Source organism: Kitasatospora purpeofusca (assembly GCF_036010405.1).
Lineage (GTDB): Bacteria > Actinomycetota > Actinomycetes > Streptomycetales > Streptomycetaceae > Kitasatospora > Kitasatospora purpeofusca.
The window spans coordinates 5,999,904-6,020,141 of the sequence record NZ_CP108561.1 but is presented as its reverse complement, the minus strand read 5'-3'; the positions used below and the strand labels follow the sequence as shown (position 1 = coordinate 6,020,141).

Here is a 20,238-nt window from a genome sequence, read left to right as displayed (position 1 = left end):
CACCGTGGAGCTCGCCTCGTACGCCGATCTGGCCGTCCGGCTGGTGAACACCGAGGAGCCCGAGCGCGGCACCGACTCGCTGACCTCGGTGGACGGGGTGCGCGCCCTGTTCTCGGACGCCTCGCGCGCCCGCGACCTCGCCGACGAAGCGGACGTGCCCCGGCTGCGGGCCGTCCGCACCCGGCTGCGCGGGGTCTTCGAGTCCGCTGCCGAGGGCGAGGAGGTGCGCAGCGTCGACCTGCTGAACAGCCTGCTGATGGAGTTCCCGGTCAGCCCGCTGGTCTCCGGGCACGACCACCTCGACGAAGCCGGCCGGCCCCGCTGGCACCTGCACCTCGCCGACAACTCGCCGACCGCCACCGCCCACTACAGCGCCGTCGCCTGCATGGGCCTGGCCGTCCACCTGACCGAGCTGGGCGCCGACCGGCTCGGCATCTGCCAGGCCGCGCCCTGCCGCAACGCCTACCTGGACACCTCGACCAACCGGTCCCGCCGGTACTGCTCGGACCGCTGCGCCACCCGCGCCAATGTCGCCGCCTACCGGGCCCGCAAGCGCCTGGAGGCCCAGGAGGCCGCGGCGGCCGGGCTCTAGCGGAGCGGGACACACGCCCTACCGGACCGGGAGTTCCTCCGGCCGGATCCAGACGCCGAGGCGTCGGGCGAGCCCGGGCACCCGCGCCAGCGGGGCGGCCAGCAGCAGCCGTTCCAGCCGCCGCCCGGGCGCCAGCCAGGCCGGGCGCGGTCGCAGCCGCAGCAGCACCCGGCCGAGCACCAGCTCGTCCGGCACCGCGCCGTAGCTGCGGCTGTCGCTGTCCACCGGCCGGTTGTCGGAGAGCAGCCACCAGCCCTTGGGGCGGCGGCCGTCGGCCCGCTTGACCACCAGCAGGTTCTGCTGGAACGGGTGACGGAACACCACCACCGCGCCGGGCCGGATCCGTGCGCCGTAGCGGACCAGCAGCTGGTCCCCGTCGCGCAGCGTCGGCACCATCGAGTCGCCCGCCACGTCGATCAGCCCGAACGGCGCGCCGCCGCCCGGCGGACCGTCCTCCGGTTCCGTGCTCCGTGCCACGGCTCCTCCTCCCGGCTCGCGTCCCGCCGTGTCCCGTCCGGCTCCCGCCGTGCCCTGCTGTCCTGCTGTCGCGCTGTCCTGCTGTCGCGCTGTCGCACACCAGTCTGCCGCACCGGCCGCCGGCCGCCGATGTCCGGATTGATCCGGTTCCGGCTCCGTCTTTTGCCCTAGGCACACCGCCCGGCCGGGAAACCGGACGGTCCGGCAGGTAACCTCGGGCGCGGGAAGACGATCTAAGGAAGGACTCCCATGTTCTCTCGTCTGTTTGCACCTCGCGCCACCGCCCACGCCCACTGCGACCTGCCCTGCGGTGTCTACGACCCGGCCCAGGCCCGGATCGAGGCCGAGTCGGTGAAGGCCACCCAGGAGAAGTACCAGGCCAACGAGGACGCGCACTTCCGCGCCCGCGCGGTCATCATCAAGGAGCAGCGCGCCGAAGCCGTCAAGCACCACATCTCGGTGCTGTGGAGCGACTACTTCAAGGCCCCGCACTTCGAGAAGTACCCGCAGCTGCACCAGCTCATCAACGACACCCTGAAGGCCGCCTCGGCCGCCAAGGCGTCCACCGACCCGGCCACCGGCCAGGCGCTGCTCGACCTCATCGCCGAGGTCGACAAGATCTTCTGGGAGACCAAGCAGGGCTGATCCCCGCCCGGTCACCTTGCGACCGCCCCCGTCCGGATCCGGACGGGGGCGGTCGCGCGTTCGGGGCCGGACGGGAACGTGCGGAGCCGGACGGGCACGACCGTTCGAACAGTAAGGGTCGTACGCCGCGAGTGCTTGTTATGCTGCCAGGGCGTCCCGCGGGGGAAGCCGGTGCGAATCCGGCGCTGACCCGCAACGGTAAGCGGCCCACCGGGCCGTGAGCCCGATCGCCCGGGGACGCCGACCTCCCGACAACTCGCCGCGGACTGCGAGGGGATGGCGCCCCGGCACACCCGCGCCCGGACGCGCCGCCCCTCGCCGTACCCGGCCCGAGGCAAGGCGTGCCACCAGTGAGCAGCACCACCGCGGCCGCACCGGCCACCGCCGCGGCCCCACCGGGCCCCCGGCGGATCCCCGCCCTCCCCCTGGCCGCCGCACTCGCCGCCGCCCTGCTCGGCTCGCTGGTCTGCGCCGTCGCGGTGGGCTCCGCCGGCCTCGGCTGGGGCCAGGTCCTGCGGCTCCTGGGCGCCGGCCTGACGGGCGGTCGGCTGGAGGCCGACGAGGCCGCCGCGTACGCCATCGTCTGGGAGATCCGGCTGCCGCGCGCCGTCCTGGCCGCCGTGGTCGGCGCCGGACTCGCCGCCACCGGGGTCGCCGTCCAGGCGATGGTCCGCAACGCGCTCGCCGACCCCTTCGTGCTCGGCATCTCCTCCGGGGCCTCGGTCGGCGCCAACGCCGTGCTGATGTTCGGCGCCTTCGCCTCGCTCGGCGTCTGGGCGCTCTCCGCCTCCGCCTTCGTCTCGGCCCTGCTGGCCATGGTGCTGGTCTATCTGACGGCCCGTACCGCCCACGGGCTCACCCCGCTGCGCCTGGTGCTGACCGGCACCGCGATGTCCTACGGCTTCTCCGCCGTGACCACGCTGATGGTCTTCGCCGCCGCCCGCGGCGAGGCCGCCCGCTCGGCCATGATGTGGCTGCTCGGCAGCCTCGGCGGGGCCACCTGGGGCTCGGTGCCGATCGCCGCCGTCACCGTGCTGGCCGGGCTGGCGTACCTGGCCCGCGCCGCCGGACAGCTGGACGCGCTGGCGATGGGCGACGAGACGGCCGCCTCGCTCGGCGTGGACCCGGACCGGCTGCGGCGCGCGCTGTTCGTGGTGACCGCCGCCGTCACCGGCACCGTGGTCGCGGTCAGCGGGGCGATCGGCTTCGTCGGACTGATGGTCCCGCACCTGGCCCGGATGCTGGTCGGCGCCGGCCACCGCAGGCTGCTGCTGATCGCGCCGCTCGCCGGGGCCCTGCTGCTGGTCTGGGTGGACATCGTCTCGCGCACCCTGCTGGCCCCCGCCGAACTGCCCGTCGGCGTGGTCACCGCGGCCGTCGGGGTGCCCTGCTTCCTGCTGCTGATGCGCCGTCGCGGCTACGCCTTCGGGGGCAACCGGTGAGCGCCGTCGGCACCGGGGCCCTGGACCTCGCCGTCGACCGGGTCTCGGTCGAGCTGGCCGGCGTCCGGCTGGTCCACGAGGTCACCCTGACCGCCGCCGCCGGCCAGGTGGTCGGCCTGGTCGGCCCGAACGGCAGCGGCAAGTCCACCCTGCTGCGCTGCGTCTACCGAGCGCTGCGGCCCGCCGCCGGGGCCGTTCTGCTGGGCGGCGAGGAGATCCACCGGCTCGCCCCCCGCGAGGCCGCCCGGCGGGTGGCGGCGCTGCCGCAGGAGCACTCCGCCGAGTTCGACTTCACCGTCGCCGAGGTGGTCGGCATGGGCCGGCTGCCGCACCGGCGCGGCGCCCTGGCCGGGCCGTCCGCCGCCGACGAGGAGCACTGCGCCACCGCGCTGGGCCGGGTCGGTGCCGGGCACCTGGCCGACCGGGGCTTCCTGAGCCTCTCCGGGGGCGAGAAGCAGCGGGTGCTGATCGCCCGCGCGCTGGTCCAGGAGCCCCGGGTGCTGGTGCTCGACGAACCCACCAACCACCTGGACATCACCCATCAGCTGGAGGTGCTGGCGCTGGTCCGGGAGGCCGGGACGACGGTGCTCACCGCGCTGCACGACCTCAATCTGGCCGCCGGGCACTGCGATCTGCTGTACGTGCTCGCGGAGGGGCGGATCGTCGCCTCGGGGCCGCCCGCCGAGGTGCTCGAACCGGCACTGCTGGCCGAGGTGTTCAAGGTCCGGGCGACACCGGTCCGGCACCCGGTCACCGGCGCCGTCCAGCTGCTGTTCGACCGCCTGCCCTGACCGGCCCGGCGGATCTCCGGCCCGATCTCCCGTCCGATCTCCCGTCCCGACCCGTCCGATCCCCCGGTCCGGACCGTCTCCCGGTACGACCGACCTTCGTACGACCGACCGCCCACCGCCCCGAGGACCCACCATGCGCACCAAGGCCGTTGCCTCCGCCGCCCTGCTCGCCCTCGCCCTCACCGGCTGCGGCGCCGAGATCGCCCCGCGCGGCGACGGCGCCGCGACCTCCGCCCACTACCCGGTGACCGTCGACAACTGCGGCTCCCCGGTCACCTTCAAGCAGAAGCCCGCCCGCGTGGTGACGAACGACGTCGGCATCACCGAGCTGATGTTCGCGCTCGGGCTGGAGGACCGGATGGCCGGCTACGTGATGCCGGACGACAAGGGCCAGGTGGACAAGGTCGCCTGGAAGGACGCCTACCAGCGCGCCCCGTGGCTCTCCAAGAAGCAGATCACCAAGGAGATCGCGCTGGAGGCCAAGGCCGACCTGGTGTTCGCCGGCTGGCACTACGGCTTCGACGAGAGCTCGGGCGTCACCCCGCAGGCCCTGGCCGGCCTCGGCATCGGCTCCTACGTGCTCACCGAGTCCTGCCGCAGCGGCAAGGGCACGGAGCGCGGGGTGATGTCCCCGCTGCACGCGCTGTACACCGACCTCACCAACCTGGGCGAGATCTTCGACGTCCGGGACCGGGCGGACCGCCTGGTCGCCGGGTTCAAGGCGGAGATCGCGGCCGTCCCCGAGCCCGCGTACCGCCCGGGCGTCTTCCTGTACGACAGCGGCGAGGACAAGCCCTACACCTCCGGCCGGTTCGCCGCCCCGGAGGAGATCATCACCAAGGCCGGCGGGCGGAACGTGACCGGGGACCTCGCCGACTCCTGGACCACCGTCGGCTGGGAGACCGTGGTCGAGCGCGACCCCGAGGTGATCGTGATCAACAACTACGGCACCCCGGACGCCGAGGCGAAGCGGCAGTTCCTGAAGTCCTTCCCGCCGCTGGCCGGCGTCTCGGCCGTCCGCAACGACCGGATCTTCGTCCTGGACTACGTCGACCTGGTCGAGAGCCCCCGCAACCCGGCCGCGGTCACCGCGCTGGCGGCCTACCTGCGGACCGTCCCGGCCCGCTGAGGCACCGGCCGTCCCGGGCACCGACACCGTCCCGGGCGCGGGACGGCAACGGGGCGGGACGGCAACGTGGCGGCCCAAGTACGCTCGAAGGCATGATCCGCACCGCAGTCCCCGCCGACGTCCCCGTGATCCACCGCATGATCCACGAACTCGCCGAGTACGAGAAGGCCGCGCACGAGGCGATCGCCACCGAGGAGCAGCTGCGGGCCGCCCTGTTCGGCGAGCAGCCGGCCGTGTTCGGCCTGATCGCGGAGGACGACACCACCGGCGAGCCGGTCGGCTTCGCGCTCTGGTTCCTCAACTTCTCCACCTGGCGCGGCAGCCACGGGATCTACCTGGAGGACCTCTACGTCGACCCGACCGCCCGCGGCGGCGGCCACGGCAAGGCGCTGCTGCTGGAACTCGCCCGGATCGCCGTCGAGCGCGGCTACGCCCGGGTCGAGTGGTCGGTGCTGGACTGGAACCGGCCCTCGATCGACTTCTACAAGGCGCTCGGCGCGGTGCCGATGGACGGGTGGACCGTCTACCGCCTCACCGGAGAGGCGCTCACCGCCGCCGGAACCCGCTGAGCCGCGCACCGAGCCGCACGCGCCGAACCGGCGCCCCGGACCGGGCGCGCGGAGGCGTACGCGGAGGGCGCACACGGTCCTCGTCGAACCCCTGCCACCCTGAGTCGCGATGCCTTACCATGAGTGACTCCCGCTCCGGGGCACGAACGCGGTAACGTCTCGGGCGGACGGCGGCGTCCGGGCGACCCACGAGGGGTATGACCGGTACGTACCGCACCACCCCTCTGGACAGTTGGGGCGAAGCAGTTGAGCCAAGCAACAGACAGTGCCGCGGCCACCGGCCCGGAAGCACAGCGCGTCACCCAGGAGGTGAGGGTGTCCCAGATCGACGGCGAGCCCGGAGTCCAGGACTTCGTGGAGGTCCGGCTGCCCGCGGCCGGGGCCTATCTCTCGGTCCTGCGTACAGCCACGGCGGGCCTCGCGGCCCGGCTGGACTTCACCCTGGACGAGATCGAGGACCTGCGGATCGCGGTCGACGAGGCCTGCGCCATCCTGCTCCAGCAGGCCGTGCCCGGCTCGGTCCTCTGCTGCGAGTTCCGCCTGGTCGGCGACTCCCTCAAGGTGATCGTCTCGGCGCCCACCACCGACGGCCGGGCGCCCGAACGCGACACCTTCGCCTGGACGGTGCTCTCCGCGCTGGCCGGCGAGGTCGAGTCCTCGGTCGCCGAGGACAAAACCGTGTCGATCAGCCTGCACAAGAAGCGCGGCGGCTCCGCCGCCCACTAGGTCGGCCGCGGCAGCGCGGCAGCAGTACCTGACATGGGCCGTCCGCCCGGCACCACCGGGCCGGACGGACGGCTCCCGGTACCGCCCCCACCCGGCGGTACGACCATCGAGACGAACCGGGACCGGCGGTCCCGGTGCTCCCGGAACGGAACGGGGGAATGGCCGTGAGTGATCTGGACCGTACCGGCCTCGCGACGGCGGGCCCTGCCGTACCGACCCAGGCGAGCGTCCCCGGCCTCGCCGCCAACGACGAAGCGCACCCGAAGGACGCCCACCGGATGAGCCAGCCGACCGAGCCGACGCCCGAGTCGTCGCCCGATCAGTCGCCCCCGCCCGTGCCGTCGGCCGCGGACCTCCCGCCGGCCGACCGCCCGGACGGGGGTCCGGACAGCGACGGCCCGGAGGACGGGGCCGCCGACGAGGCGGCCCGGGCGCTGCGCGCCGCGGTGCCCGCCCAGGGTCCGCAGCGCAGCGGTGCCCCGGACCGCGAGGCGGCCCGGGCCCTGTTCGTCCGGCTGTCCGCGCTGCCCGACGGCTCCCCGGAGCGCGTCGAGCTGCGCAACCAGCTGGTGCGGATGCACATCCCGCTGGTCGAGCACCTGGCCCGGCGGTTCCGCAACCGGGGCGAGCCGCTGGACGACCTCACCCAGGTCGCCACCATCGGGCTGATCAAGTCGGTGGACCGCTTCGACCACGAGCGCGGGGTCGAGTTCTCCACCTACGCGACGCCGACCATCGTCGGCGAGATCAAGCGGCACTTCCGCGACAAGGGCTGGGCGGTCCGGGTGCCGCGCCGGCTCCAGGAGCTGCGGCTGTCGCTCACCACGGCGACCAGCGAGCTCTCCCAGCGGCACGGCCGCTCCCCCACGGTGCACGAGCTGGCCGAGCACCTCGGGATCTCCGAGGAGGACGTGCTGGAGGGGCTGGAGTCCGCCAACGCGTACTCCACGCTGTCGCTGGACGTGCCGGACAACGACGACGAGTCGCCGGCCGTCGCGGACACCCTCGGCGCCACCGACGAGGCCCTGGAGGGCGTCGAGTACCGCGAGTCGCTCAAGCCGCTGCTCGCCCAACTGCCGCCCCGGGAGCAGAAGATCCTGGTGCTGCGGTTCTTCCGGAACATGACGCAGTCCCAGATCGCCGCCGAGGTGGGCATCTCCCAGATGCACGTCTCCCGGCTGCTCGCCCGGACGCTCGCGCAGCTGCGGGAGAAGCTGCTGGTGGAGGAGTAGGCCGGAAAAGCAGGACCGACGGCCGCCTGGTGGCGGCCGTCGGTCGGATGCGGTACCGGAAAGGCGGCGGCCCTCCGCGCTCAGCCCTCGTGCGGAGCGTAGAGGGCCGCCGTCGACTTCGGGCTGAGCAGAGCCCCGATGCCGACCAGGCCGAGCAGGCCGACGCCCACCCCGACGGCGGCCATCGTGCCGCCGCTCTGCCACATGTAGTAGGCCACCGGCAGGCAGATCGAGTTGGTCAGCACGGCCGGGCTGCGGCCCCAGCGGCGGCCCTGGAGCAGGGCCCGGGCGGCGAACAGCGGCAGTACGCCGAGCAGCACGATCACCAGGCCGCCGAACTCGTTCAGGGCGAGCTGCTTGGACTGGCCGGACAGCGCGGCGACCATGTCCCAGACGCCCACGACGGCCAGCGCGGCGCCCGCGACGGCCGTGATGGCGGCGCCCACGGTGAGGGCGGTCGGACGGCCGGCACCGGGCGCGGGTACGGGTGCGGAGGATTCTGCGGTCACTCCAGCAGGGTAGCCGCCGGGAGGTCCGTACCGACCCGTAGGCTGAGCACATGCGCGCTCTCCTGGTCGTCAACCCGAAAGCGACCACCACCAGCGGTCGCACCAGGGACGTCCTGATCCATGCCCTGCGCAGCGACCTCAAGCTGGAGGTGGCGCAGACCCAGTACCGGGGACACGCGCGCGACCTGGCCCGCGAGGCGGTCGAGGACGGCACGGTCGACCTGGTGGTGGCCCTGGGCGGCGACGGCACCGTCAACGAGGCGGTCAACGGCCTGCTCTCGCACGGCCCGGGCGAGAAGGTCCCCCGGCTGGCCGTGGTCCCGGGCGGTTCGACCAATGTGTTCGCCCGCGCGCTGGGCCTGCCGAACGACCCGGTGGAAGCGACCGGAGCGCTGCTGGACGCCCTGGAGAACCGGCGTGAGCGCCCGATCGGGCTGGGCAAGGCGATGACCGAGGGGCTGCCGGACCGCTGGTTCACCTTCACCGCAGGGCTCGGCTTCGACGCCGGAGTGGTCGGCCGGGTCGAGGAGCAGCGCCGGGCGGGGCGCAAGTCGACTCACGCGCTCTATGTCACCCAGGCGCTCCGCCACTTCGTCACCCAGCGTGAGCAGCGCAGATCAGGCCCGGTTTCCTTGGAAATGGCGGGCCGAGGGCCGGTGCCGGGCCTGGCCCTGGCGATAGTCAGCAACACCTCACCGTGGACGTTCCTGGGCAACCGCCCGGTCTACCCCTCTCCGCTGGCCTCCTTCGACGCGGACCTCGACGTCTTCGGCATCACCCGGATGACGGCGTTCGGCACTGCTCGAACGGTCCGTCAGATCCTGCGGTCGCACGGGCCTTCGAGCGACGGCGCCGCATCGCCGGGCCCCTCCGGGAAGCACGTCGTCTCCTATCACGACGTCCGTCACTTCACCTTGGTTTCGGAGGAACCGGCCCCGTTCCAGGTCGACGGGGACCACCTTGGGTCCAGGAGTCGCGTCAGTTTCACAGGCGTACGGCGGGCACTGCGTGTGATTGTGTGACTAGAAGGGCTCTTCACCCTTCTTCTCGAACGCACAAGCCCCCTTCACTCCATAGAAGTACTGGCTGTGAGCTAGGCGACACCGAAGAATCAAAAATTCCTTCCTGAAGGGGGTTGTATCCGGGCCCGAGGTTTGCGAACCTCTACATGGCGATCGGGACACATCGCAGCGACGGCAACCTCAGAACCTGTTGGGTGCCGACCGCGGGGTGTCCCTCGAATCGCCGAATCCCTCCCCAGCACAGACCTCCCGGGCCCGATGGGCCTTTGGTCTCTTTTGCTGTTGCGGGATTCGTGAAAGCGTTCACATTCACAAGCCATCGATGTGCCGTGCGGGTGACCCCCGTCGGCAGGAGGAGTTGGACGACCATGGACTGGCGCCACCGCGCTGTCTGCCGCGAAGAGGACCCGGAGCTGTTCTTCCCGATCGGGAACACCGGTCCTGCTCTGCTGCAGATCGAGGAAGCCAAGGCCGTGTGCCGCCGCTGTCCGGTCATGGAGCAGTGTCTCCAGTGGGCCCTCGAGACCGGCCAGGACGCCGGCGTCTGGGGCGGCATGAGCGAGGACGAGCGTCGCGCGATGAAGCGCCGCGCCGCCCGCAACCGCGCCCGCACGGCCTGACCCGCACCGCCTGATCACACGCCGTAGTACCAGCAGTGACCACCGTACCGATCAACACATGATCAAAGGCTTCGCCTGCACTTCCTGGTGAAGCCTTCCGTACAAAGGGCCTTGCCCGAAAAGGTCCTGCGACACTTGCCCGCCCAGCCACTTGATACTGTTCACTTAGAGCAATATTGTGGAGCTGTGGCGCTCACCGTGTGCAACGCACCGGCGAGTGGCGCATCACTAGAGCCCCCGTTCCGGCCGACTCCCCCCGACGGCCGGAACGGGTTGAGAGGCCCTGTCGACCCACCCCCCCCGGTCGACAGGGCCTCGTTTTTGTCCCGCCGTCCTCGCACCGCGCCGTCCTCGCCCCGCAGACGGTGGTGAAGGAGCGGGCCACCGGCGCTCACGCCGGTCGCACGCTCCCCCCGCACCCCGGTACGCCTCAGCGCACCGGGATCTCCAGGATCACCTTGGTGCCGCCGTTCGGACCCGCCACCATGTCGAAGGTGCCGCCCAGCTCCCCGGTGGCCAGCGTCCGGACGATCTGCAGCCCGAGATTGCCCGCCTGCTGCGGGTCGAAGCCCTCCGGCATGCCCTTGCCGTCGTCCTGCACGGTGATCAGCAGGTACTCCTCCGGCCGCGCCCCGCCGTTCCAACTGTCCGACCAGCCCATCCCGGTGGCCGGCGCCCGGCCGCGCAGCGCGCTGACCTCCAGGCTGCCGGAGGCGCTCGGCCCGAAGGCGTGCTCCAGCGCGTTCTGCAGCAGCTCGGTGAGCACCATCGCCAGCGGGGTGGCCACCTCGGCCGAGAGGATGCCGAAACTGCCGCTGCGGCGGGTCGCCACCCGGCCGTCCTGGGACAGCTCCACCACCATGGCCAGCACCCGGTCGGCGATCTCGTCGAAGGCCACCTTCTCGTCCAGCGCCTGGGAGAGCGTCTCGTGCACGATCGCGATCGAGCCGACCCGGCGCACCGCCTCGTCCAGGGCGGCCCGGCCGGCCTCCGAGTCCATCCGGCGGGACTGCAGGCGCAGCAGCGCGGCGACCGTCTGCAGATTGTTCTTCACCCGGTGGTGGATCTCCCGGATGGTGGCGTCCTTGGTCATCAGTTCGCGGTCGCGGCGGCGCAGTTCGGTGACGTCCCGGCAGAGCACCAGCGAGCCCGTCAGGGTGCCCTTGGGCTTGAGCGGGATGGCCCGCAGGGTCACCACCCCGCCCTGGACCTCCACCTCGGTCTGTCTGGGCGCCCAGCCGCTCGCCAGCTTGACCAGCGCCTCGTGCACGGCCGCCCGCGAGGGCGGCACCAGTTCGGCGGTCGCCCGGCCCAGGTGGCTGCCGACCAGGTCGGCGGTGAGGCCGAGCCGGTGGTAGGCGGAGAGCGCGTTGGGGCTGGCGTAGGTGACCACGCCGTCCGCGTCGAGCCGGATCAGGCCGTCGCCGACCCGGGGAGCGGCGTCCATGTCGGTCTGCTCGACCCCGGGGTAGGGGAAGGTGCCGGCGGCGATCATCTGGGCCAGGTCGGAGGCGCTCTGCAGATAGGTGAGCTCCAGCCGGCTGGGGGTGCGGACGGTCAGCAGGTTGGTGTTGCGGGCGATCACCCCGAGCACCTTGCCCTCGCGCCGCACCGGGATGGACTCGACCCGGACCGGTACCTCCTCGCGCCACTCCGGGTCGCCCTCGCGCACGATCCGGCCCTCGTCGTAGGCGGCGTCCAGCAGGGGGCGGCGGCCGCGCGGGACGAGGTGGCCGACCATGTCGTCCTGGTAGGAGGTCGGGCCGGTGTTGGGCCGCATCTGGGCGACCGAGACGTACCGGATGCCGTCCCAGGTGGGGATCCACAGGACCAGGTCGGCGAAGGACAGGTCGGAGAGCAGCTGCCACTCCGAGACCAGCATGTGCAGCCACTCCACATCGGCACCGGTCAGGGTGGTGTGGCGGCGGACGAGTTCGTTCAGCGAGGGCACAGGCTGAGCGTAGCTCCAGGGGCGCGCGGACGGCCCGGGCCCACCCCCGGCCGGCGGGCGCCGCGACCGCTCCCCCAAGTTGTCCAGACCAATTTTCGGACCGGCCTGGACAAGCCAGATTGGTCTAGTCCACAATGAAAGAGCACCAAGGAGAGGCCCACCGCGCAACTGCCCTGACCGCGCGAGGCCCCTTCTCGGTCGGACGCCGCCGAGCGAGGACCCCGCACAGTTCTCGGTCATAAACGGCGCCCGACGACAGCTCCGGGCTGCGGTGCCGCATGGGTTGAGGGTCCCGTGTCGGCGCCGTGGCCCGTAGTGCTTTCCAGGCCCGTTCCGCCCCGGAGGCGAAGAGGCCGAAATGCCGAGACCCCCGTCCACAGGCTGTGGACGGGGGTCTCGGCGTTTCCGCGACAGTGTCAGTGGGTCTCGGTGACCTTGGCGAGCGCGCGGGGGGCGTCCGGGTCCTGGCCACGGGCGATGGTGACCTCGTAGGCCAGCAGCTGCAGCGGCAGGATCTCCAGGATCGGCTGGACCTCCTCCGGCACGCCGGCCGGCAGCGCGAAGCCCGCCGAGGCGGACTCGACCTGCGCCTGCTGGCCCACCACGACCAGGTCCGCGCCACGGCCGCGCAGGCGGTCCAGCACCGGCTGCAGGGCCTCGCCACCCTTGCCGTCCGGGACGATCGCGATGACCGGGGAGACGTTGTCGACCATGGCCAGCGGGCCGTGCAGCAGGTCGGCGCCGGAGAACGGGGAGGCCGGGATGTAGGTGGTCTCCATGAGCTTCAGCGCCGCCTCGCGGGCGGTCGGGTAGCCGTAGCCGCGCGAGGTGATGACCAGGCGCTGGGCGAAGCGGTAGCGCTCGGCCAGGGCCTTGACCTCGTCCTGGCGGGCCAGGATCCCGGTGGCCAGCTCCGGCAGGTCCTTGGCGGCCGCGCCGTCGCCGCCGCGCAGGCCCTCGACCAGCAGGTAGAGGGCGAGCAGCTCGGCGGTGTAGGTCTTGGTGGCCGGCAGCGCCTTCTCCGGGCCCGCCAGCACGTCGATGTGGAACTCGGAGACCTCGGCCAGCGGCGAGCCCGCGTTGTTGGTGACGGCGAGGGTGATGGCCCCGGCCTCGCGGGCCGCCTTGGTGGAGGCGACCAGGTCGGGCGAGCCGCCCGACTGGCTGACGGTGATCACCAGCACGTCGGTGAGGTCCGGCTGGGCCCCGTACGCGGTGGTGGTGGACATCGAGGTGAGACCGGCCGGCTTGCCGAGCAGGATCTCGATCAGGTACTTGGCGTACAGCGCCGCGTTGTCGGAGGTGCCGCGCCCGGTCAGCAGGACGAAGCGCGGCTTGCGGGCGGCGATCTGTCCGGCGATCTCGAAGATCTTGGGGGCGCCCTCGTCGAGGATGCGCTGCAGGACGGCCGGCTGCTCGGCCATCTCCGCCGCCATGATCCGGCCAGGGACGGTCTGCGTGTCGGACATCGTGGGGTGCCTCCGATGAGATGGTTCCACCCCGCCCGGGCGGGAATGCCCGGCGGGGACCTCTACGGCGGCGAGTCCGCACACTCGCTCCGGTGATTTCTGCGGCAATCCTACGGGGGCCGCCGGGGTGCGGCACATCCGAGGACGCGGTCGCGCCCGGTCGGGCTGCCGCCGGGGGTGCTCCCGGGAGGGCGGAGCCCCTCCCGGCGGTGCGGGGAGGGGCTCCGGATCCGGGGCGGCGACTGCTCAGCCGGCCTTGTTGATCAGCTGGTCGATGGCGGCGTCCGCCTCCTTGGCGGCCTGGTCCACCGACTTGCCCTTGAGGATGGCGGTCAGCATGTCCGGCAGGATCTTCTGCTTCTCCACCAGGCCCCAGCCGGGCGCCAGCGGGGTGAACCAGGCGTCCGGCACCGCGTTGGCCGCGGCGGCGGTGACGGGCTTGGTCTTCAGCGGGTTCAGCTGGGTGAGGTTGTTCGGCAGGATGTCCTTGTCCGCCAGCGCCTGCTCGGACTTGGTGCTGGTGAACATCCGGACCCAGTCGGTGGCCAGGGCCGCGGCGGGCGACTTCGCGGTGACGGCGAGCGCCGAGCCGCCGATGAAGGTCGGCAGCGGCTTGCCGCCCGGGCCGGGCATCGTGGCCACCTTGACGGCGTCCTTGAGGCTCGGGTCGCCGGTGACCGGCGCGGCGACGCTGGCGGCCTCGTAGCCGTTGCCGTAGAAGGCCGCCGCGTGGCCCCGGGCCATCGCCTCGTACTGGTTCTGCTCGTTGAGCGTCAGATCGCCCTTGTTGTACTTGCGCACCAGGTCGACGAAGTGGTTGATGCCCTGCTGCGACTTGGGGTCGCTCAGGGTGCCGTGCCAGTTGCCGCCGCTGTCGAAGCGGGCGATGGCGCCGCCGTACGCGGAGACGTAGCTCATCGCGGCGTACCAGTACGGGCCGGGCAGGTAGAGCGGGGAGTAGGTGCGGTCGGCCTTGCTCTTTTCGGCGATCCGGTCCAGGGCCGTGCGCAGCTCGTCCTCGGTCTTCGGGAAGTCGGCGCTGCCCGTCATCTGCTGGAGGGCCGCCGAGTTGTAGATCGCGACCCGGGCGCCCGCGTAGTAGGGCACGCACCAGAGCTTGTCCTGGTAGGTGCAGGTGTTGGCGAGCGCGTTGATCCAGGTGTCCGAGTTGTCGAAGGTGTTCCGCTGGACCGGTGCCAGCGCCCCCGAGAGCACGTACTTCATGGTCTCGGTGTTGCCGAGCTCCACCACGTCCGGGGCGGTGCCGTCGCCGAGCGCCCGGTCGAGCTTGGCGACCTTGTCGGCCCAGCCCTGGTAGGCGAGCCGCAGGGTGACCTTCGGGTACTTGGCCGCGAACTCGTCGTTGACCCGCTGGACGAGGTCGGGCCAGCTCTTCTGGGCATCGTCCATCAGCCAGACCGTGACGGTGCCGGTGGCGGACTGCGGGTCCGCCGAGGCCGACTTGCCGTCAGTGGCCGAACCGGCCGACGAACAGGCCGTCAGACCCGCGGCCAGCGCCATGATGCCGACCGACGCCATGAACCGACGCTTTCCCACGCCATCCTCCGAGGTGTTTGAGCTGTACCCGCCGGCAGCGTGCTGGCGCCCGTCGGGACGGTGTCCGGGGAGGGCGGCGAAGAGCTTCGGGGTGGGCCAATACCACATCCGGGGAAATTGAAATTCGAACCGGATGGACTGGAGCCTGGCCTAGACCACTGCTGGTGTCAACGCCAAATGGCCTGGCAGAAAGGGCCGTTGCAGACCTGTTGTCTCCCGTCGGCGATCAGTCGCGCGACGGTCACCCTAAGTAGAACTTAAGGGTGCCTTAAGACGGATTTGAGGGAACACCGTCAGGTCGGTCGAATCGGCAGGTCAACCCGCCCGCCGCGGCCCGGGGACGCCGACGGGCCCGCCATGCGGCATGCGCATGACGGGCCCGTCGGCGGGGTGCCTCGCGGCCCCCGGTGTCACGGTCCGGCGGGGAGTCAGCCGATCGCCCCCGGCTGCCCGGTGAGCACCTCGACGGCGGCCAGGCCGCAGACCCGGGCCGCGCCGTGGGTGGCGATGTGCAGCGCACCGACCGGCTCGGACTGCGGCAGGCCCATCTCGACCACCGCGGCGTCCGGCCGGGCCGCCACCAGGCGGGCCAGCGCGGCCGACATCCACTCGTGCCGGTGGACGTCCCGGACCACCAGCACCAGGCGGCGGTCCCCGGCCTCGGCCAGCACCTCGGCCACCACCGCGTCCAGCACCTGCGGCGCGGCGACCTCCGGGCCGACCTCACGGGTCCGGGTGCCCGGGAAGCGGTCGGCCAGCATGCCGGCCACGCCCCACGGGGTGACGTCGCCGACGGCGATGTTGGGCTCGGCGGAGAACGAGGCCACGAAGGGGCGCTCGGTCACCGGCAGGACCTCCCGGCCCGGCGCCCGGACCACCCGCAGCGCCCGGCGGGCCGCCCGCAGGCCGACCGCGAGGTCCGCCTCCGGCCGCTCGCCCTGGGCCGCGATCCGGCCCCAGCTGCCCAGCGCGCGCACCCGGTCGGCCGCCTCGGCGAGCCGCTCCTCCGGGAGCCGTCCGGCCTGCACGCCCGCCACGATGGCGTCCCGCAGCATCAGCACGGTGGCCTCGTCGGCCAGCCCGCCGCCGACGCAGATCGCGTCCGCGCCGGCCGCCAGGGCCAGTACGGTGCCCTCGCCCATGCCGAAGGTGTCGGCGATGGCGCCCATCTCGATCGCGTCGCTGACGATCAGGCCCTGGTAGCCCAGGCCGCCGTCCTGCGGGGCCGCACGCAGCAGGTCGCGCAGCACGGCGGGGCTGAGCGTGGCGGGCAGCTTCGGGTCGAGCGCCGGGATCATGATGTGGGCCGTCATCACGGCCTTGGTCCCGGCGGCGATGGCGGCCTGGAACGGCACCAGGTCGCGGGCGCGCAGCACGTCCAGGTCGACGTCGATGACCGGCAGCCCGTGGTGCGAGTCGACGGCGGTGTCGCCGTGGCCCGGGAAGTGCTTGGAGCAGGCAGCGACGCCGGCCGACTGCAGGCCCTCGACCCAGGCCGCGGTGTGGCGGGCGCACAGCTCCGGGTCGGCCCCGAAGGAGCGGACGCCGATCACCGGGTTGCGCGGGTTGGAGTTGACGTCGGCGGTGGGCGCCCAGTTGTAGTTCACGCCGGCGGCGGCGAGGGCGCGGCCCAGCTCCCGGGCGACGTCGCGGGTCAGCGCCGGGTCGTCGATCGCGCCGAGGGCGAGGTTGCCCGGCCAGGACGAGCCGGAGCCCGCCTCCAGCCGGGTGACGTCGCCGGACTCCTCGTCGATGGCGATCAGCAGATCGGGGTTCTCGGCCCGCAGCGCGGCGGTGAGGGCGGCCAGCTGGCCGAGGTCGGCCACATTGCGGTCGAACAGCGCGACCGAGCCGAGGCCGGCCGCGAGGTGCCGGCGCAGCCACTCCGGCGGCTCGGTGCCGACGAAGCCGGGCTGGAGGACGGTCAGCGCGTCGCGGTGCAGCTGGTCGGAGGCCGGGAGGGTGGGTACGAGGATGCTCACGATGGGATCAGCCCTTCACGGCGCCGTCGGTGAGGCCACCGACCGCCTTGCGCTGCAGGAAGACGAACAGGATCAGCACCGGGAGGGCGAACAGCGTCGACGCCGCCATGGTGGCTCCCCAGTCGTTGCCGAAGGCGGTCTGGAACGAGGACAGCCACAGCGGCAGGGTCTGGCCGTCGGTCTTGTTGATGATGAGGACGAGCGGGAACTCGTTCCAGGCCGTGATGAAGCCGAACAGCGAGGTGGACATCAGGCCCGGCGCCAGCAGCGGGAAGATCACCTTCACGAAGGCCTGGGTGCGGGTGCAGCCGTCCACCATGGCCGACTCCTCCAGCTCCTTCGGGACCGCCGCGATGAAGCCGCGCAGGGTCCAGATGGTGAAGGGCAGCACCATCATCATGTAGAAGGCGGTGAGCGGGACGAGGCTGTTCAGCATCTGGTTGTCGCGGGAGATCAGGTAGACCGCGATGGTCATGACCTCCCAGGGCGCCATCTGCGCGGCCATGATGACCAGCACGAAGACCTTGCGGCCGCGGAAGCGCATCCGCGCGATCGCGAAGGACGCCAGCGTGGCGATCACCAGCGAGATCACCACCGCGAGGACGGTGACGATGAAGCTGTTGGCGGTGTACGTCCAGAACTTCGGCACGTTGACCGCGGTCTTGAAGTGCTCCAGGGTCGCGTCGAACGGCACGAACACCGGCGTCTTGCTGATGATGTCCTTCGTCGGCTTGAAGGCCGTACTGATCATCCAGTAGACGGGGAACGCGAAGAAGACGAAGAGGACGACCGCGACGACATTCGGCCAGCTGCGTCCGATGAGCGAGCGCCTCACAGCTCGTCCTCCTGCTTGAGAATGATCCGGAAGTAGTACGCCATCAGGACGCCCAGGATCAGGATGGTGAGCACCGCGATCGCGGCACCGGTGCCGTAGTGCTGGCGGCCGGAGCCCTCCAGGAAGGCGTGGATCGGCAGGGTGCGGGTGAGCCCGTCGGGACCGCCGGCCTTGATCGCGTAGATCTGGGTGAAGGCCTTGAAGATCCAGATGACCTCGAGGAAGGTCGTGGCCAGGAAGAACGGCTTGAGGTTGGGGAACATCACCGCGGTGAAGATCTTCACCGATCCGGCGCCGTCCATCCGGGCCGCCTCGTAGAGCTCCTTGGGGATGGTGGTCAGCGCGGCGTACATGTTGAACGCCACGAACGGGATCGAGCCCCAGACCAGCAGCAGGAGGATCACGAAGAAGGTCGAGTACTGGCTGCTGGTCCAGTTGTAGGCGGCCATCGAGTGCCAGCCCAGGCTGTCCAGGAGCCAGTTGACGACGCCGAACCTGGTCTCGAACAGCCAGGTGTAGACGGTGGTCGAGGCGACCACCGGCATCGCCCAGGCGAACAGCAGGCCGATCGACAGCAGCAGCCGCATCTTCTTGCCGAGCCGGTTGAGCAGCAGGCCGACCAGCGCGCCGCCGACCATGATCAGGAAGACGTTCAGCGCGGTGAAGGCGACCGAGCGGCCGGTGACGGCCCAGAACTGCTCGTCCTTGAGCTGCTCGGTGTAGTTCTCGAAGCCGTTCCACTCGGTCAGGTGCTGGACGAGCTGGCGCGCGTTCAGGTTCTGGAACGAGACCAGGACGGTCTTCAGCAGGGGCCAGCCCAGCAGGCCCAGGGTGGCCACCGTGGCGGGCAGGAGCAGCAGATACGGCGCGAGCCGGGAGCCGAGGCCCGGCCTGTCCGCCCGTCTGGCGCTCTTCTTCGCGGTGCCGGCGCCGTTGCCACGGGCGGCGCTCTTCTCAATAGTGGCCACAGCAGCCTTCCCTGACTCCGGGGACTGTGTCTGCACCCGCTCCGAATGCACAGCCATCGTTCTCTCTTCCTGACAACCCGACCACGACGGACAGGCGTCGCTCACCGGCCCCCCGCCGGGGGCCGGTGAGCGACGCCGCTCGACTGCTACTGCTTGGCGTTGAGACGCTTGGCGATCTCGTCGTCCGCCTTCTTCGCCGCGGTGGCGTAGTCGCCGGTCAGGGCCGAGGTCAGGAACTCCTTGATCGGGTTCGGGTCGTTCTCGACGCTCGCCCAGTTCGGGGTGGTCGGGGTGATGCCACCGACAACCGCGGCCAGCTTCGCGGCCGAGGCGAAGTCACCGACGACCTTGTCGTTCAGCGAGGCCTTGTTCGGGATGAGACCCGAGGCGGCGACCGCGCCCTCGTTCTTGTCGTTGAGGGCGATCTTCAGGAAGTCCTTGGCCATGTCGGTGTTCTTGCTGGCCGAGGCGACGGCCAGGTTCGAGCCGCCGAGGAACACGCCGGAGGGCTTGTCGGCGGTCTTGCCCGGGAGCGGGAAGAAGCCGATCTTGTCCTTGGCCATGGCCTTCTCGTCCGGGAGCTCCCAGCCGAGACCGATGATCGAGCCGATGTTGCCCTGGCCGAAGATGTCCTTCTGCTGCGGCTTGGCCTCGTCCTTGTCCTTGCCACCCATGACCGAGTAGCCCTGGAGCTTCTTGTAGACGTCGAAGGCCTTCTGCGCCTCGGGGGACGACAGGCCGCCGGCCCACTTGTCGCCGTCCTTCTTCGCGAGCTTGCCGCCCTCGCTGGTGAGGAGACCGAAGTAGACGTACCACTCCTGGCCCGGCATGTAGATCGGGTCGGCGACGCCCTCGGTGGTCTTGAGCTTCTCCAGCGCGGCGTAGAACTCGTCCAGCGTCTTCGGGATGCTCAGGCCGGCCTTGGCCCAGAGGTCCTTGTTGTAGGAGACGACGCGGTTGGTGACGTACCACGGGGCGGCGTACTGCTTGCCGTCCAGGATCGCGGACTCGCTCTGGTTGGCGGCCCAGTCGGCACCGCCGATGGCGGCCTTGTCCTTGGTGATGTCCAGCAGACCACCGGTGGCGGCGTAGCCCGCCGTCTGGGTGTTGCCGACCTCGAGGACGTCGACGGAGCCCTCGGAGAGCGCGGCGGTGACCTTGGGGCCGATGCCGGTCCACTCCTGGACCTGGAAGTCGACCTTCGAGCCCGGGTAGGTGGTCTCGAACTCGGTCTTCACCGCCGTGTCCCAGCCCTTGGGGGCCGAACCGGACATCAGCCACACCTTGAGCGTCTTGCCGTTGTAGTCCTTCTTGCCGTCCGTGGCGGACGACTTGCCGGACGCCGAGTTGTTGCCGTCGTCCTTCTTGGCGTCCGAGCCACAGGCCGCGAGACCAACAACCATGGCCGCGACGCCGACTGCCGCGATGAGCTGACGCTTCACGCCATCCTCCTGAGGGATGCCTGGTTACCCCCGTCGGGTGGCAGCGGCATACCCACACGAGGTGGGAGGAATGGTGCCGCGGACTCCATCGAACGGTGGGGGGGATTCATAGTGACCGGCCTAGTGGTGTAGACCAGATGCCTGGAGCTTGGCCTAGACCAATGGGCCTGTCAACGGCTGTTCGACCGATCCGGACCACCCGTTATCAAGCCGACACCGCACATCGTTCATCGCGTGATGAGGTATTCGTTCCGTAGCCATACATGCAACGATGTGAGCC

19 protein-coding genes and 1 riboswitch are annotated in these 20,238 nt (G+C 71.4%); of the genes, 10 read left to right on the top strand and 9 right to left on the bottom strand.

What is annotated here, in order from left to right:
* Nucleotides 1-4: 4 nt before the first annotated feature.
* A complete protein-coding gene (locus tag OG715_RS26480) occupies nucleotides 5-592 on the top strand; it encodes a CGNR zinc finger domain-containing protein (RefSeq protein ID WP_266271421.1) in 588 nt (195 codons plus the stop codon).
* An 18-nt stretch (nucleotides 593-610) separates the two neighbouring features.
* Here OG715_RS26480 and sodX read toward each other — a convergent pair whose 3' ends face one another.
* Entirely contained in the window at nucleotides 611-988 is a 378-nt protein-coding gene (gene sodX / locus OG715_RS26475; RefSeq protein ID WP_078896343.1) for a nickel-type superoxide dismutase maturation protease, read from the bottom strand.
* Nucleotides 989-1,318: 330 nt separating this feature from the next.
* Between sodX and sodN the strand changes: the two genes are divergently transcribed.
* From sodN to OG715_RS26440, 7 genes are all read left to right on the top strand, one after another.
* Nucleotides 1,319-1,714, top strand: coding sequence for a superoxide dismutase, Ni (gene sodN / locus OG715_RS26470; RefSeq protein WP_030392857.1), 396 nt, complete (start codon nucleotides 1,319-1,321; stop codon nucleotides 1,712-1,714).
* A gap of 162 nt (nucleotides 1,715-1,876) precedes the next feature.
* A riboswitch (cobalamin riboswitch) is annotated at nucleotides 1,877-1,939 on the top strand.
* Between the two features lie 125 nt (nucleotides 1,940-2,064).
* On the top strand, nucleotides 2,065-3,156 hold the full coding sequence (locus tag OG715_RS26465) for a FecCD family ABC transporter permease (RefSeq protein WP_266271420.1): 1,092 nt from the start codon (nucleotides 2,065-2,067) through the stop codon (nucleotides 3,154-3,156).
* A 20-nt stretch (nucleotides 3,157-3,176) separates the two neighbouring features.
* Nucleotides 3,177-3,947: an ABC transporter ATP-binding protein gene (locus tag OG715_RS26460; RefSeq protein ID WP_266271843.1), complete on the top strand. Its 771-nt coding sequence runs from the start codon at nucleotides 3,177-3,179 to the stop codon at nucleotides 3,945-3,947.
* A 133-nt stretch (nucleotides 3,948-4,080) separates the two neighbouring features.
* Nucleotides 4,081-5,076, top strand: a complete 996-nt coding sequence (locus tag OG715_RS26455) for an ABC transporter substrate-binding protein (protein WP_266271419.1) — start codon at nucleotides 4,081-4,083, stop codon at nucleotides 5,074-5,076.
* A gap of 92 nt (nucleotides 5,077-5,168) precedes the next feature.
* Nucleotides 5,169-5,645 (top strand): GNAT family N-acetyltransferase, encoded by a 477-nt coding sequence (locus OG715_RS26450; protein ID WP_266271418.1) that lies wholly within the window; start codon nucleotides 5,169-5,171, stop codon nucleotides 5,643-5,645.
* 315 nt (nucleotides 5,646-5,960) lie between these two features.
* Nucleotides 5,961-6,371 (top strand): ATP-binding protein, encoded by a 411-nt coding sequence (locus OG715_RS26445; RefSeq protein WP_030392862.1) that lies wholly within the window; start codon nucleotides 5,961-5,963, stop codon nucleotides 6,369-6,371.
* 164 nt (nucleotides 6,372-6,535) lie between these two features.
* Nucleotides 6,536-7,603, top strand: coding sequence for an RNA polymerase sigma factor SigF (locus OG715_RS26440; RefSeq protein ID WP_266271417.1), 1,068 nt, complete (start codon nucleotides 6,536-6,538; stop codon nucleotides 7,601-7,603).
* A gap of 80 nt (nucleotides 7,604-7,683) precedes the next feature.
* On the opposite strand, the gene OG715_RS26435 is transcribed toward OG715_RS26440, so the two are convergent.
* Nucleotides 7,684-8,112, bottom strand: a complete 429-nt coding sequence (locus OG715_RS26435; protein WP_266271416.1) for a hypothetical protein — start codon at nucleotides 8,110-8,112, stop codon at nucleotides 7,684-7,686.
* Between the two features lie 50 nt (nucleotides 8,113-8,162).
* Here OG715_RS26435 and OG715_RS26430 point away from each other — a divergent pair, with 50 nt between their 5' ends.
* The gene (locus OG715_RS26430; protein ID WP_266271415.1) at nucleotides 8,163-9,134 is read left to right on the top strand and encodes a diacylglycerol/lipid kinase family protein; all 972 of its coding nucleotides are present in this window, start codon (nucleotides 8,163-8,165) and stop codon (nucleotides 9,132-9,134) included.
* Between the two features lie 368 nt (nucleotides 9,135-9,502).
* Nucleotides 9,503-9,754 carry a WhiB family transcriptional regulator gene (locus tag OG715_RS26425; RefSeq protein ID WP_014138019.1) on the top strand — a complete coding sequence of 84 codons (252 nt, stop codon included), beginning with the start codon at nucleotides 9,503-9,505 and terminating at the stop codon, nucleotides 9,752-9,754.
* A gap of 430 nt (nucleotides 9,755-10,184) precedes the next feature.
* On the opposite strand, the gene OG715_RS26420 is transcribed toward OG715_RS26425, so the two are convergent.
* From OG715_RS26420 to OG715_RS26390, 7 genes are all read right to left on the bottom strand, one after another.
* A complete protein-coding gene (locus OG715_RS26420; RefSeq protein WP_266271414.1) occupies nucleotides 10,185-11,705 on the bottom strand; it encodes a sensor histidine kinase in 1,521 nt (506 codons plus the stop codon).
* 416 nt (nucleotides 11,706-12,121) lie between these two features.
* Entirely contained in the window at nucleotides 12,122-13,174 is a 1,053-nt protein-coding gene (locus OG715_RS26415) for an SIS domain-containing protein (protein ID WP_266271413.1), read from the bottom strand.
* Nucleotides 13,175-13,420: 246 nt separating this feature from the next.
* Entirely contained in the window at nucleotides 13,421-14,713 is a 1,293-nt protein-coding gene (locus tag OG715_RS26410) for a type 2 periplasmic-binding domain-containing protein (RefSeq protein WP_266271841.1), read from the bottom strand.
* A 446-nt stretch (nucleotides 14,714-15,159) separates the two neighbouring features.
* Nucleotides 15,160-16,713 (bottom strand): glycoside hydrolase family 3 protein, encoded by a 1,554-nt coding sequence (locus OG715_RS26405; protein WP_266271412.1) that lies wholly within the window; start codon nucleotides 16,711-16,713, stop codon nucleotides 15,160-15,162.
* Nucleotides 16,714-16,720: 7 nt separating this feature from the next.
* A complete protein-coding gene (locus tag OG715_RS26400; RefSeq protein ID WP_266271411.1) occupies nucleotides 16,721-17,548 on the bottom strand; it encodes a carbohydrate ABC transporter permease in 828 nt (275 codons plus the stop codon).
* Nucleotides 17,545-18,573, bottom strand: coding sequence for a carbohydrate ABC transporter permease (locus OG715_RS26395; protein ID WP_266271410.1), 1,029 nt, complete (start codon nucleotides 18,571-18,573; stop codon nucleotides 17,545-17,547). The genes OG715_RS26400 and OG715_RS26395 overlap by 4 nt, the downstream gene beginning before the upstream one ends.
* 89 nt (nucleotides 18,574-18,662) lie before the next feature.
* Nucleotides 18,663-19,958 (bottom strand): extracellular solute-binding protein, encoded by a 1,296-nt coding sequence (locus OG715_RS26390; RefSeq protein ID WP_266271408.1) that lies wholly within the window; start codon nucleotides 19,956-19,958, stop codon nucleotides 18,663-18,665.
* Nucleotides 19,959-20,238: the final 280 nt, after the last annotated feature.